17 protein-coding genes are annotated in these 13,395 nt (G+C 66.3%); 10 read left to right on the top strand and 7 right to left on the bottom strand.

Annotated elements, in window-relative coordinates:
• Nucleotides 1–30 precede the first annotated feature (30 nt).
• Complete coding sequence (locus ACIA03_RS28050) at nucleotides 31–867, top strand: hypothetical protein (protein ID WP_396988773.1); 837 nt, start codon at nucleotides 31–33, stop codon at nucleotides 865–867.
• Between the two features lie 6 nt (nucleotides 868–873).
• The gene (locus tag ACIA03_RS28045; protein WP_396988771.1) at nucleotides 874–1,662 is read left to right on the top strand and encodes a hypothetical protein; all 789 of its coding nucleotides are present in this window, start codon (nucleotides 874–876) and stop codon (nucleotides 1,660–1,662) included.
• 27 nt (nucleotides 1,663–1,689) lie between these two features.
• Here ACIA03_RS28045 and ACIA03_RS28040 read toward each other — a convergent pair whose 3' ends face one another.
• The 6 genes from ACIA03_RS28040 to ACIA03_RS28015 all read right to left on the bottom strand — a co-directional run bounded on the left by ACIA03_RS28040 (nucleotide 1,690) and on the right by ACIA03_RS28015 (nucleotide 6,114).
• The gene (locus ACIA03_RS28040; RefSeq protein WP_396988769.1) at nucleotides 1,690–2,958 is read right to left on the bottom strand and encodes a hypothetical protein; all 1,269 of its coding nucleotides are present in this window, start codon (nucleotides 2,956–2,958) and stop codon (nucleotides 1,690–1,692) included.
• A gap of 254 nt (nucleotides 2,959–3,212) precedes the next feature.
• Nucleotides 3,213–3,668 (bottom strand): hypothetical protein, encoded by a 456-nt coding sequence (locus ACIA03_RS28035; protein ID WP_396988767.1) that lies wholly within the window; start codon nucleotides 3,666–3,668, stop codon nucleotides 3,213–3,215.
• A gap of 458 nt (nucleotides 3,669–4,126) precedes the next feature.
• Complete coding sequence (locus ACIA03_RS28030; protein WP_396988765.1) at nucleotides 4,127–4,723, bottom strand: SRPBCC domain-containing protein; 597 nt, start codon at nucleotides 4,721–4,723, stop codon at nucleotides 4,127–4,129.
• A 3-nt stretch (nucleotides 4,724–4,726) separates the two neighbouring features.
• Nucleotides 4,727–5,059 (bottom strand): ArsR/SmtB family transcription factor, encoded by a 333-nt coding sequence (locus tag ACIA03_RS28025; protein ID WP_396988763.1) that lies wholly within the window; start codon nucleotides 5,057–5,059, stop codon nucleotides 4,727–4,729.
• Nucleotides 5,060–5,121: 62 nt separating this feature from the next.
• The gene (locus tag ACIA03_RS28020) at nucleotides 5,122–5,679 is read right to left on the bottom strand and encodes a hypothetical protein (protein ID WP_396988761.1); all 558 of its coding nucleotides are present in this window, start codon (nucleotides 5,677–5,679) and stop codon (nucleotides 5,122–5,124) included.
• Nucleotides 5,680–5,715: 36 nt separating this feature from the next.
• Nucleotides 5,716–6,114 (bottom strand): DUF1304 family protein, encoded by a 399-nt coding sequence (locus ACIA03_RS28015; RefSeq protein ID WP_396988759.1) that lies wholly within the window; start codon nucleotides 6,112–6,114, stop codon nucleotides 5,716–5,718.
• Between the two features lie 170 nt (nucleotides 6,115–6,284).
• On the opposite strand from ACIA03_RS28015, the gene ACIA03_RS28010 reads away from it, so the two are divergent.
• From ACIA03_RS28010 to ACIA03_RS27980, 7 genes are all read left to right on the top strand, one after another.
• A complete protein-coding gene (locus ACIA03_RS28010; protein ID WP_396988757.1) occupies nucleotides 6,285–6,704 on the top strand; it encodes a MarR family winged helix-turn-helix transcriptional regulator in 420 nt (139 codons plus the stop codon).
• A gap of 278 nt (nucleotides 6,705–6,982) precedes the next feature.
• Nucleotides 6,983–8,020, top strand: coding sequence for a TauD/TfdA family dioxygenase (locus tag ACIA03_RS28005; protein ID WP_396988755.1), 1,038 nt, complete (start codon nucleotides 6,983–6,985; stop codon nucleotides 8,018–8,020).
• A 137-nt stretch (nucleotides 8,021–8,157) separates the two neighbouring features.
• Entirely contained in the window at nucleotides 8,158–9,060 is a 903-nt protein-coding gene (locus ACIA03_RS28000) for a hypothetical protein (RefSeq protein ID WP_396988753.1), read from the top strand.
• A 189-nt stretch (nucleotides 9,061–9,249) separates the two neighbouring features.
• Complete coding sequence (locus ACIA03_RS27995; protein ID WP_396988751.1) at nucleotides 9,250–10,119, top strand: SURF1 family protein; 870 nt, start codon at nucleotides 9,250–9,252, stop codon at nucleotides 10,117–10,119.
• Entirely contained in the window at nucleotides 10,116–10,451 is a 336-nt protein-coding gene (locus ACIA03_RS27990) for a DUF3817 domain-containing protein (protein WP_396988749.1), read from the top strand. The genes ACIA03_RS27995 and ACIA03_RS27990 overlap by 4 nt, the downstream gene beginning before the upstream one ends.
• A 78-nt stretch (nucleotides 10,452–10,529) precedes the next feature.
• Nucleotides 10,530–11,045 carry a peptidylprolyl isomerase gene (locus ACIA03_RS27985; protein ID WP_008355625.1) on the top strand — a complete coding sequence of 172 codons (516 nt, stop codon included), beginning with the start codon at nucleotides 10,530–10,532 and terminating at the stop codon, nucleotides 11,043–11,045.
• A gap of 105 nt (nucleotides 11,046–11,150) precedes the next feature.
• Entirely contained in the window at nucleotides 11,151–11,957 is an 807-nt protein-coding gene (locus ACIA03_RS27980) for a rhomboid family intramembrane serine protease (RefSeq protein ID WP_396988746.1), read from the top strand.
• Nucleotides 11,958–12,101: 144 nt separating this feature from the next.
• On the opposite strand, the gene ACIA03_RS27975 is transcribed toward ACIA03_RS27980, so the two are convergent.
• Nucleotides 12,102–12,563 carry a cell division protein CrgA gene (locus ACIA03_RS27975; RefSeq protein WP_396988744.1) on the bottom strand — a complete coding sequence of 154 codons (462 nt, stop codon included), beginning with the start codon at nucleotides 12,561–12,563 and terminating at the stop codon, nucleotides 12,102–12,104.
• Between the two features lie 43 nt (nucleotides 12,564–12,606).
• Here ACIA03_RS27975 and ACIA03_RS27970 point away from each other — a divergent pair, with 43 nt between their 5' ends.
• Entirely contained in the window at nucleotides 12,607–13,395 is a 789-nt protein-coding gene (locus tag ACIA03_RS27970; protein ID WP_396988742.1) for a DUF881 domain-containing protein, read from the top strand.

Genomic DNA, 13,395 nt, shown 5'->3' with positions numbered 1-13,395 from the left:
GGAGGAGTCAAGGGGTCTAAACTCGTCGGCGTGCCAGAGTCAGATTCAGACGAGTTCGAAGCCGTACGCCGTGACCCCGACCCCCTGCGTCGTGGGCGGCGTGCGACGGAGCTGCTGACGCTCTACCAGCAGCGCTCGACAGAACTTGCGCGTCTGCGGAAGGCGGCGATCGAGGAAGCGCACCGCGAGCGCGAGATGACCTACACCGAGATCGCGAGCGCCCTTGGAATCACGAAGGGCCGGATCACCCAGATCCGGGGGAGCGCCCCGAGCGCAGAGCGCGGCTTCTTCGGCGTCGGTCCCGTCGCCGTTGGTGTGCCGTGGCGCTGGCAGACGACAGATCGCGAGCGGCCGCTCATCGCCGCCGAGGACGCGAAGTCAGGCGACCTGACAGGCAAGCTCCTGGCCGATCTCGGCTTCACCGTCTCCACCTTCCAGGTTGGGCCAGAGACCGAGGCGCTACCCGAGGGTGACGTTGTCCTGATTTGCGGCCCTATCTCGTCCCCGATCGCCTCCACCTACCTGGCCGACGATGCACACCTTGGATTCGTCGTCTCCGGCGACCGTTGGTACCTCGAGGAGTCCGGGGGCGTACGCCATGGCTCACCCAGCGATGACGATCAGCCGACCAACTCGGACATCGCGTACCTCGCTCGCCACCGGATCGGAAGCCGCACCGTCGTTCACATCGCAGGCATCCACACAATGGGATCGCTCGGTGCGGTCGACTACCTGACCAACCACCTCGGTGACCTCTACGCGATGACCAAGGATCAAGAGTTCTCGTGTGTCATCCGATGCGACTACGACCTTGCCAACGTCGAGGTCACCGGCAGCAGCCTCCTTGCCGGTCCGTTCATCTGGTAGCCGGCCATGCACGTAACGCTTGCTCAGCACCCCGAGCCACCCAGCGGCGATGACCGAGCCTTCGTCACGTCGAACGCCGTCATCGTGCTCGACGGGGCATCAGCGTTCGCAGCTCGTGACGTGCCCGCATCGACGTACGCCGAACACCTCGGCTCAACGATGGCCGCCCTCATCGACGGAAGCGACGAGCCGCTTACCGCGCTCCTGGCCGACGCGATCAAGACGACGGCGACTGCGCTCGATCTGAGACCGGGTGGACGCGCCCCGTCGAGCACCGTTGCTGTTGTCCGCAGGCGAGCCGATGCCACAACTGACGTGCTGGTGTTGGGGGATAGCCAAGTTGTGACTCCGGATGAGGTCATCCGAGACGACCGACTCGGGCCGCTCGCGAGTACGGAGCGCACGGCATACCGGACGCGACTCGAGCAGGGGCACGGATACGACGACGAACACCGGCGGATCCTTGCGGCGCTCCAGACCGAGCAGCTGCGACATCGGAACAAGCCAGGTGGTTACTGGATTGCGGAGGCCGACCCTGCGGCGGCAGAGCATGCGCTCACGCGCCATCTGTTGCCTGGCGAGGTGCCGTGGTGTGTGCTAGCGACGGACGGGGCGTACAAGCCGATGGAACATCTCGGTCTAGACGAGTGGCCGGCGGTTGCGGCCGCAAGTGCCGATGACCTCGACGCGGTCCTCCAGCGCTGTCAGGATTGGGAGTCGACCGACGCGCAAGGAGAGCACCTACCCCGCGCAAAGTGCCACGACGACAAGACGTTGGCCGTCGTCGTCACATGATGATAGGGCACGTCCCGTCACAAAGTGTTACACAAAGATGGGCTTCCGGGGATCGTGATCCGCCGTCCCTAGATCCTCGCTGTCGAGAACAAGAACGTGCGCGGTCGACGTATCCAGTTCGGCACGAACATTCTCTTCAAGTGAAGCGTTGACGAGGACTCGACCACTTCCCGTCGTCTTCAGTTCAGGGAGTTGAACCGCTCCTGCGGCTACCTCACCTTCTCGTGCGATTAGCCTCAATTCACCGCCAGCTATAGACACCGAGTTCCCATAAAGAAACCGCTCGTGTGAGAAACATCCCCAAAGTGAGATAGTAGCCTTCCCCCACTGTAGGACTTCAAGGTCATTCATGTTTACGTGCACAAATCCAGGTCTCGGTGTATCTCTGTCTGTCGAATCGCTGCGCCAAATTCCGACATGAAGGCGCGCGCTAGGCACAACCGTGACATCAGCCATCCAGATTGAAGCGTCCGGCCCCATGGTCGCGAGCATTCGAAATGACTCGCCAATAGTTGCCCCGTCGAGGTGTATGGCCCCGTCGAGGAACACTTGGTCAAGGAACGAGAATCCTGAGATCGTTGCCGACTCCATAACCATGCTTGTAATGCGAACGGGTCCTGGATGGCGCAAGCCTTCTATAAGGGCGCCACTCAAGTCCAGATGGCACTCGCTCCACGAGGGGCTGGATCCGATGGTTAACCGTCGAAGGATCTCGTCGAGGGTCAAGCGCCGTACTTGCCGCTCGGCTACATCCTCTCGGTCCAGAGGCATCCGATAGTAGGCCGTGAGGACATCCACACAGGACTGTCGCTGGTCCTCCCAGTCATCAGCGAGCCGAGCCATCGACAGAACACCAGCAAGGCGCACCGAAGCGGCCCCATCTCCTAATTGTTTTGCCGCGTCCAGGAACCGCGAATGCAGTTGCTCAGACCGCCACTGCTGACGTCGTTCTTCGTCGTTGGCGCGCACTTGCGCCAGACTCTCTCTTGAGACAGCCACCGTGCGAGCATTCATCCAGACCCCAGCGGCCGCAGCGGCGGCAGCCAAGAACGCCGCCGTGGTTACCCCAATCGGAACTCTTACTGAGTTGTATGCGTCTTGCGCGGCTGCATGATCGGGCTGACCATTCGGCAGGTTATAGGCGTCTCCGTCGACCAGAACTCCGGGTAGCGCCCACATCGCCACATACACGAAAGCAACAGCGACCAACGCGAGCACAGCGAGCAGCACCGCAACCAGAGAGGCCGGCCAGGCCTTCTTTGTGTGAACGCTCATCTCGACCGGAGCACTGGACATGTGCAGCAACATAGCAACGGGCAGGCGTCCTCAGGGCGACAATTGGCAACCGCCGCCGGATGGCGTGAGAACTTTCTCTACTGACTCAAGGCGCGCTCCGCGCGCTGGCCCGCCGCCGGCGGGCCAGGGACCCCCGCGCTCCGGGCATGCGGCCTGGCGGCCGGTCCCTACGCGCACCCCCGTCCCGCCGGCTATGGGCCAAAACGAGAAGAGCGCCTCGGCCCGAAGACCAAGACACCCATCCCATCCACTCGCTACAGCCGAACATCCCCCGCCCAGCTCAGGCCACGCCACCGATCCGGATCAGGCCACGGACCAATCGCAAGATCGTCACCCCGATCCACGAACGCAAGCACCGCACTCTCGAACTCCAACACCATCCCGGGCGGAAACGGCTCGCCAGCCAACTCGGCCAGCAACCCAACGCCAATAACCCGATGGCCAACCAGTTCACCAACCAGCGCAGGCGCGAGATGGCCGCGTTCGTACGAACACTCCAGATCCGGCATGTCGAACGCGTCCGGTGGCGGACCAAGGTGCAATCGAAGGCCCGACAGCGTGTGGACCCGAATCTGCCCGAGCCCCTCGAACGTCAGCCACACATCCATCAACTCACGCACCCCGGTCGAGTGATCGAGCAGCCACGATGAGTCGACGTCGATGAGCACTCGACCGAGCAGTTCCGCCGGCTGCAACTCGCGTGGATCCATGCGGAAACCGTAGTGCCTCACCATCACACCGGAGCGCGTCCAGTTCTTCCGCTGATGACGAGGGGGAGGTAGGCGCTGCTGCCGGTGGTGACACTCCCCGCGACGCTTCCTAGCTCGAGGATCTTGGGCAGCGTGGGGGCAAGCCCCCAGACCCCCGCCGATGGGGCCACTCTCGGGAAGACCCGGCGCTTACACCTGCCACCTGCCGCCCCAGCGTGCTTGAGAGCTAGAGCGAAGACGACGACCAGGCGCCGCCCGAGACTGAGGTGGACGTACAGCAGAGAAGTACAGCAACGAGGGCGAAGTACAGCACCGAACAACGCTCCAAAGTGGCCCAGGGCAGCGCTCAGACGAGGCTCAGCGATGGTGTCGCCGACACTTTGCAAGCAGGGGGTTAGGGGTTCGAGTCCCCTACGCTCCACCACAGAAACCGCAGGGTGACCTGCGGTTTCGTTGATTTACGACGAGATCAGGGCGGCGTACGCCGGGCGCAGCTCGTCGGCCTGGGCCATGACGCGCTCGACGACGACGGCTGCGGCGTCTTCGGTCGGTGAGCCTGGGGTGTCGAGGAGGCCGGTGAGCTGGTCGAGGCAGACGTGCCAGCCGACGGCGGTGTCCGTGTTGCCGGCGGGTCCGCCTAGCCAGGTGGTGAAGGTGAGGCGGGTGCCGTCGTCGGTGGGCTCGAGGTCGAAGCGGAGCAGGTCGGTCAGGTCCGTACGGCCGTCCATCCCCCAGGTGAACTCGAAGGTGCGGGGCGGGTCCCACACGCGCAGCTCCCCCTCGGAGACGTGGTTGTCCGGGTCGACCCCCATCTCCTCGATCGCCTCGGTGGTGCTCGCCAGCTCCAGGCCCTCGGGCCAGAACGGGAGGCTCAGCCGCGCACCGGGGACACGCTCGCCGACGATGTCGGTCGGGAACCAGTGCCGCAGGCCGTCCGGCTCGGTCAGGGCCCGCCACACCTTCTCGGGTGAGTGGCGCAGCGTGCGTACGTAGCGAAGGCCGGTCCGCTCGCCGTCGCGGATCACCTCGCCCATGGGGCCGGTCGTCGTGGTCATCTCTCAGTCCTCCTTGTGGCCAGGGTCATCGAGCTGGTCCAGGTGGCGCTCGAGGGCGTCCAGGCGGTCGGCCCACATCCGGCGGTACGGCGCGAGCCACTCCTCCAGCTCCCGGAGCCGATCGGGACGGAGCCGGTAGTGACGGCGCGGTCCGTCGATGCGTACGTGAACCAGGTCTGCCTCACCCAGGGTCCGCAGGTGCTTGGACACGTTCGGCTGGGCGAGCCCGAGGGTCTGCACGAGCTCGCCCACCCCCATCTCTCGCTGGCAGAGCAGGTCGAGGATCTGCCGACGGGTCGGGTCGGCGATCACGCTGAAGATGTCACGGGTGGGCACCTGTCAAACATGCCTCAGATGGAATATGCCTGTCAAGGAATATGAACAGATCGTCGAACCGACTACCGCATCAGCTGGTCGATGGCGAGCCAGGTCGCGAAGATCGCGAACCCGCCGGCAAGCAGGCCGAGTGCCAACGAGGCGTACGTCTGGAGCGACCGGGACGAGCGGGCAGGTCTCCGCATCGTCGGCGACGTTGGCTCGATCGCCGGTGCGGGAGTCGGTGCGGGAGTCGGTGCGGGAGTCGGTTCTGGGTCCGGTTCTGTGGCCTGACCAGGCGCCGGGCCTGGCCCGAAGATGTCATCCATCGTGGCGGGGCCGGGGTACGGTCCGTACGGACTGTTGGGGAGTGGGGCCGGAGCGTACGACGGCGGCTGATAGCCGGGCACGGGAAACTGCGGAGCCTGTGAGCCGGTCAGGTCACGCAGCTGCGCGGCTTCGGTGGCAAGAGCTGCGTCGAGATGTGCACGTGCGGGATGTCCGTAGGGAAGGTCCTTGAGGATCTGGGTGTAGCGCTCGATCCGGGAGAGGAGCCGCGCCCGTCTGCTGCCGTTCTGCAGGCCCCAGGCGAGGCCGGCGAGCACCACGGCGAAGAGTCCCGAGATGATCGCGGCGCCCATGCTTCGGAGCGTAGTGGCCGGCGGGGGTTCGCGCTATCAGATCGCGATCGCGATCAGTGCGACCGCGGGCAGAACAGCAGAGGCGATGGTGCCCCTGACGCTGCCACCGCGGGGAAGCCAGTAGCCGAGGGCGTCGGCCACTCCCATGAACAGCGAGGCGAGCAGCATGTAGATGCAGGTGACGACCACGACGGTGACGCCGGTGGGCTCGTCGCCGAAGTTCACCATCCAGAGGCCGATGAGCGTGCCGACGCCGGCGAGGGCGTTGCGGGCGCCGATGCAGAACGACCACAGGTGGACGTTGCGGAGGCCGTGCGGCTCGATCCCGAGGAACCGCTGGACCTGGGGGCGGTCGATGAGGAAGGCCTCGAAGGGGAAGACGGCGATGAGGATCACGGCGGAGATGCCGGCACTGAGCTGTGCGACTGCGTTCATGGGGACCTGCTCGGGACGGGCCGCGAGGAGCGGGGCTGTGGAGATCGTGGAAGCAACACGCGTCCGGCGGAACCCCGTGAACAGACGGCTGTCTGGACACCGGCGAGCGGTATGATAGTCAGTCTTACTGACTATATTGACCAGGCTGCCGGACAGTGTCAAGGGAATCGATGGACGTCGCGACGCTCATGCTCATCGCCTACCGGGCGATGGACGAACGGGTCATCTCCGCGATGCGGGAGGCCGGCTACGACATCACCGTCGCTCAGGCCCGACTCGCGCAGCGGATCGCCGAGGGCGGCTCGCGCCTTGTCGATCTGGCCGAGCAGGCGCAGGTCACCAAGCAGACCGCGAGCATGCTGGTCGCGGCGCTGGAGCGGAAGGGACTGGTCGAGCGGGTCCCGGACCCGACCGACGGCCGCGCGCGCCTGATCCGGTTCACGGCGGCGGGTCAGGCTGCCGCGGATCGCGCTCGGGAGGTGGTGATGGGCGTCGAGCAGGAGTGGAACGACCACCTCGGTCCCCGCCTGGCCTCGGCTCTGCGCGAGGCGCTCACCTCGCTGCGGGAGCTCGTCGATCCGTATCAGTGATCCATCAGCCGATGGTGGCCGTGAAACTTCGAAAAACCGCGCCAGACCGGCAATTTTCTGGTAACTGGCAGGCCGCATCGGAGATACATTCCCTAAACAGGTTCGATGCGATTGCGCAAGGGGCCTAATACCTATCGTCTCGATATTTGGACCTATCACTCGTTTGAATTCCGTACGGCGGAACAAAGTGGTCCCGAACTTAGGAAACCCTTTGGTGCGGGCGCCAGAAAACGCTTCTGACGAAACCCCTCCACCGCAAAGTCCGAAAGGTCAATGTTGTGGGCGCAGAGTCCGTAGTCACCCGGGTCGAGATGACCCCGGCAGAGTCCCAGGCCGCAGCCGAGCTGTCGGAGTCCTTGCTCTCCCGGTTCCAGAGCCCGGTCTCCTCGGAGTTCCTCGAGACCGCGCCGTTCCTCGGCGGTGAGCTTCCCGCCAGCGTCGCCCGGGCGATCCGCGCGTTCCGCTACGGCGACGCCACCGACGCCCTGGTGATCAGCGGACTCCCGGTGACTGCCGGCCCGACCCCGCCCCACTGGAACCACCCCGACGCCCAGGCGCCGCACATGGCCGACTTCTGGCTCGCCCTGATCATGGCGCAGCTCGGCGATGCCGTCTCCTGGTCCTCGCTGCAGGGTGGCCAGCTGGTCAACAACATCCTGCCGATCCAGAAGCAGGAGAGCCTGCAGACCGGACACAGCAGCGACGTGGTGCTCGACCTGCACATCGAGGACGCCTTCAGCAACCTCCGCTGCGACCACCTCGGCCTGATCGCGCTGCGCAACGAGGACATGATCCCCACCACCGCGGTCGGGATCAGCTCGATCGACGTGACCGGCCCTGAGTACGCTCCGCTGTTCGAGCCGCGCTACGTGATCCACCCCGACGACGAGCACCTGCGCAACCTCCGCGAGGCCGGGGTCAACGAGGGCGAGCTGCTCGCCGCGCCGACCGCGGTGCTCTCTGGTTCCCCGCAGGCCCCCGACGTCCGGCTCGACCCGCCTTACATGGCCGCTCTGCCCGGCGACGTCGAGGCCGACCGCGCTCTCCAGCTGCTCATCATGGAGCTCTCCGCGAACATCGAGGACGTCGCGCTGGCTCCCGGCGAGATCCTCATCGTCGACAACCACCGTGCGCTGCACGGCCGCAAGCCCTTCACGGCTCGCTACGACGGCACCGACCGTTGGCTCCGCCGCCTCACGACCGTCAAGGACCTGCGCCGCAGTCGGGTCGCTCGGTCGGAGGCCTCGTCGCGGATCATCGACCCGGTGCTCGAGCCGCTCCCCGCATCCCTTGAGCTCACAGGCGCTGGTCGCTGACGCTCGGGATCCCGGAGGCCGCAGGCAATCTGCCTGCGGCCTCCATCTATTTCACGACGGTCCCGGTAGGCGCCGGCGGCCGCTCAGTGGGACGGATGTGCCGTATACCGTGACGGGGATCCGGAATACTCGTTGTGGTGAACGTGAGGCGATGGGGTGGTTCCGTGCTGGCCGTCGGGCTGGCGCTTGCGCTGGTCGGCTGCGGGGACGACAGCGAGCCGAAGAAGCCGGAGGCCGCGGCCACGGACAACACCTACCCCGCGTACGCCGCGACGATGAACCCCGTCGAAGCAGCCATGACGCTCGTTCCGGAGAGCGCGAAGACGCTGGCGGTGACCGACTACGACGAGGTGAAATCGCTCTTCGGGCTCGAGGACGTCACCAGCAGGTCGAGCCCCGCGGACCAGGGTGACCTGTGGAGCCGGGCCGACAAGGCGGCCGCCCAGGTCAGTGGTGGTCTGCTGCGTGGGGTCGACCAGCGCCTGCGGGAGAAATACAGGTGGGGTGCGGCCGACGTGGCCTGGGAGGCCAGGTTCACCGGCGGTGGCAACGACGGGTTCGTCATCAAGGTCGCCGACCGGGTGAAGCCCGGGCACGCGATCAAGGCCGGTGTCGGCCCGCTCAAGGGCGCGAAGTTCGACCCGGAGACCCACTTGATCACCAAGAACACCGCGACCCCGGACGCCGAGAACTGGGCAGCCCAGGAGGCGATGGTCGCCGTCGCCGGCGGCCCGGCCACCTCGACGTACGTCGTCAAGGGGTGCGCCGAGGGCGGGCCGAAGGAGAAGACCAGGCTGGCGCCGGTCGAGGCCTACTCGGTCGAGTTCGGTGGCGGGCTGGCCACACTGCGTCTCGGCGAGGACCGCGACGACCTGTTCGTCCGGCTGAAGCTGGGGGATCGGGTCGCTGCGTACAAGAAGGTCTTCACCCACGGTGTCGCCGACCCGTCCACGGGGCGGATCGGGTTCCGGGTGAAGAGCCCGGTGACCGCCGCCACCCTGGTGACCAGCGAACCCGTCCCATTCGCGGTCTGCGACTAGGGCGGGGCCCCTCAATCCGGATGCGCCGGCCCGAGCGCCGCCCATCACGCGCCCTGGCGGCGTTGTCGTCGGTCGACGGCCAACCCCGGGCCGCCTCCCTCCTCCGCCTTGCCAGGACGCGCGCTGGACGACGCTCGACTCGACGCCGGATTGAGGGGCCCCGCCCTGCCCCGTACTCTGGGAGTTGCTATGGCCGCCCAGACCAGTCCCCCGCGCAGTGCCTTCTCCCCCAGGTTGTGGGGCGCGCACGCGCTGATGGTCATCTTCGTGACCGGCGCGGTGCTGCTCGGGGTATGGCAGTACCAGTCGAGCCAGCAGGACAAGCAGGACCAGGTCGCGGAGCTGGTGCATGCGAAGCCGAAGGCGTTCACCGACCTGATCGGGCCCAACGACGCCTTCCCGTGGGAGCAGATCGGCCGTCCCGTGACCGTCTCCGGGATCTGGATGCCCGACGAGACGATCTTCATCGACGGGATGGAACGAGGCTCTCAGGTGGGCTTCTGGGCCGTCACCCCGGTGCTCGTCGAGCCGCACCATGGAGAGACCGGCTCGTCGGCCGTCTACGTCGTGCGCGGCTGGACGCCGGAGGTCGGCACCGCGCCGCCCGCGCCGCGCGGCCACGTCACGATCACCGGCTGGCTGCAGCCGAGCGACTGGACGAACGTCGCCGACGACCGCAAGTCCGACAACGTCTTCCCGCAGCTCGACGTCTCCGACCTGATCTCGCGCACCAGCTACGACCTCTACAGCGCCTACGTGGTGCGTTCGCCGGTCGAGGACAACTGGCCGGCCAGCTCGATGCCGGTCAACGACGGCTCCACGGACGTCGCCGACGTGCCCGCTCCGCAGCTGCCCGAGCCGGAGGCCACCACCGGGCTGCGCAACCTGCTCTATGCGATCGAGTGGTGGCTGTTCGGGATCTTCGGGATCTATGTGTGGTGGCGCTACGTGCGGGACACCCTGCGCCCCCGGCCCGACGACGAGGACGACGAGGGCGACAGCGACGAAGAAGACCCTGAGAAAACCACTCAGGATCTGCGCGTACGCTCAGACGCGTGAACAAGCTGTTCAGCACCTACAAGGTGCTCGCGTACGTCGTCGGTGTCCTGCTGCTCGTCGGCACGATCTGCTCGCTGTTCAAGTATCTGCTCCCCGAGGGCAACGCGCTGCAGTCCTTCGGCGAGACGATGACGCCGCTGTGGGTCGCGCACGGCTGGGTCTTCATCATCTACGTGATCGTCGCCTTCCTGCTGACCCAGAAGGCCCGCTGGACGATCCCCGAGTTCCTGCTGATGATGATCGCCGGCCTGGTCCCCGGGCTGATCTTCTGGGTCGAGCGCCGCGTGGCCGACCGGATCGCTCCCCTGCTCGCCGACGGCGCGGCCTCCTGACGTCTCGCCTGCGACCGGCGTTGTGGGAGGATCGAGGAGTTACATCCCGTACCAATCCCAATGTCGGAAGGGCAGGTCATGGCTGACCAGAAGGCCATCCTCCACACCAACCACGGTGACATCACGATCACCTTGTTCCCCAACCACGCTCCCGAGACGGTCGCCAACTTCGTCGGCCTCGCGACGGGGACCAAGGAGTACACGGACGACGCCGGCCGCTCCGGCGTCCCCTACTACGACGGTCTCGGCTTCCACCGCGTCATCGACGGGTTCATGATCCAGGGCGGCTGCCCCCTGGGGACCGGTACGGGCGGCCCGGGCTACACCTTCAAGGACGAGCCGCACCCCGAGCTCACCTTCGACAAGCCCTACCTGCTCGCGATGGCCAACGCCGGCCCCGGCACCAACGGCTCGCAGTTCTTCATCACCACCGGCCAGGCGCCGTGGCTGAACTTCAAGCACACCATCTTCGGTGAGGTCGCCGACGAGGCGTCGAAGAAGGCCGTCGACTCGATCTCCGGCACCAAGACCGGTGCGATGGACCGACCGGTCGAGCCGGTCGTCATCGAGACGGTCGAGATCGTCGAGGGCTGATTGTCCGAGACGGCCCCGGTCGGGGTGCCGGTCTGCTACCGACACCCCGACCGTGAGACTCACATCAGTTGTCAGCGCTGTGGGCGTCCCATCTGCCCTGACTGCATGGCCAGCGCCTCGGTCGGCTTCCAGTGCCCCGAGTGCGTGAGGGAAGGCCACAAGTCCGTACGCCAGCCCAAGCGCTTCACCGGCGCGCGGATCGGCTTCCGGGCGCTGCCGGTGACCATCTCGCTCATCGGCCTCAACGTCCTGGTCTGGTTGAGCATCACCCTCACCGGCGGCTCAGGGTCGCGGATCGCCGACTTCTTCGCGATTCGCCTGCAGGGCTATTGCATGACGCCGGACGGCGGATTCGTGGTGCCGCAGAGCGTCTGCCGGGCGAGCGGCTACAGCTGGATGCCAGGGGTCGACGACGGCGCGGTCTGGCAGCTGCTGACCTCGACGTTCACCCACGTCTCGATCATCCACCTGGCCGTGAACATGTTGTCCCTCTACCTGCTCGGCTCGTTCCTCGAGCCGATCGTGGGCCGACTGCGGTTCCTGGTCTTCTACCTGATCTCCGGCCTGGCGGGCTCCGTCCTGGTGGCCTGGGCGGCGACGCCGGCCGGGTCGACCGTGGGCGCCTCCGGCGCGATCTTCGGCCTCCTGGGCGTCCTCGTGGTGCTCTTCGTCAGGGCCGGGCAGTCGCTCTCACCGCTGCTGCCGGTGCTCCTGATCAACGCGGGGATCACCTTCTTCGGGCCCGGCATCTCCTGGCAGGGCCACGTCGGTGGTTTCATCGGCGGTCTCGTCGTCGCGGGCATCTTCACCTCGCTCCGGGCCGACCGGAAGGCGCCGTTGCAGTGGGCCGCTCTGGGTGGCTTCACGTTGGCGTTGCTTGCCCTTGTCGGCGTACGGATGTTGGTGTTCTGACGCCTTCGGGGCAGGAGTTTTCGGGGCGTTTTCACGCCGTGGACAAATCCACAGGTGTGGAAGACCCTGTGGAGAACTACACCCGTGTAACGCAAAGAGGCGCAACCGCAAGGGTTGCGCCTCTTTCGGGGTCTAACGAGGGGATCACTCCCACTTCGTGGCGAAGGTGAAGCCCACCGCCATGAAGCCGATGCCGACCAGCAGGTTCTTCTGACCCAGGTCGTTGAAGACCCAGATCTTGTCCAGGTGGTCGTTGGCGAAGACGTAGAAGACGCAGATCCAGATCAGGCCGATCACGAAGCAGCCGAGCATGCCGACCACGACGCCGCGGCCGCGGCCCAGCGGGGTCTTCGGGTGAGCGGAGACGGCCAGGCCCAGGAAGAGCAGGACGAAGCCGATCAGATAGTTCCAGCCCTCGAGCTTCTGCACCGGCTTCGGCCCGGTGAAGTCGCCACCGATCTCGTTGGGGCGGACCCCGGTGTAGTAGTAGGCGATCCAGCCGATGCCGAGGGCGATCAGCAACAGGGCGATCCCGAAGCGGGGAGTGAAGATCGGATCCTTGGGCAGGTCGAGATCACTCTTCTTCGAGAGCTTGAGCTTGGCCACGGGTGATGCTCCTCAGACAAATGTGATTGCTGCGCATACCCTAATGGTCGTGAGCTCCGGAACCCAGGCGAACCCCACACCTAAACCAAAGCGCTGGTCCCGCGTGACCTCCTGGAGGCTCGGTACGCCCATCGTGGTGCTGCTCTGTGGCGGTCTGCTGGCGGTGAGCTTCGTGAATGCGGACGGCACCGACCTGCGTCCGGGCCGCTACGAGGACCTGGCTACGCTCGTCGACGGCGAGCGGATCCGCTACAACCGCCTCGAGGCCCAGCTCGCCGACCTGCAGAGCCAGGTGGACCAGCTCACCAGCGGCGTCACCGACAAGGACGTCAAGAAGCTCCAGCACCAGTCCGCGAGGCTGGCCGACCCGGCCGGCACCTCCGACCGCAGCGGCGCCGGCATGCAGATCGTGCTAGGCGACGCGCCCTCGGAGGTCCAGGAGAGCTACACCGGCGACGACCCCAACTCTCTCGTCGTGCACCAGCAGGACATCCAGGCCGTCGTCAACGCGCTGTGGGCCGGTGGCGCCGAGGCGATCACCATCGCCGGCAAGCGGATCATCACCACCACCGGCATCAAGTGCTCCGGCAGCACGGTGCAGCTCGACGGCGTCCCCTACCCCCAGCCGTACGTCATCGAGGCGGTCGGCGACCCCGACCGTCTGCAGGCGGCGATCGACCGTGACGAGCACGTCCAGAACTACCGGGCCGACGCCCGCGACCCCAACGTCCAGATCGGCTGGTTCCTCAAGCCGCTGACCTACCTCACCGCGCCGGCCTACGACGGCCTGCTCGACGTGAAATACGCGAAGCCCCTGCCTCAGGGCAAGTGA

The sequence above is a fragment of the Nocardioides sp. NPDC051685 genome (assembly GCF_044453405.1).
GTDB lineage: Bacteria > Actinomycetota > Actinomycetes > Propionibacteriales > Nocardioidaceae > Nocardioides.
Note: the sequence above shows the minus strand (reverse complement) of the source record. Positions and strands in the feature narration are given on the sequence as shown.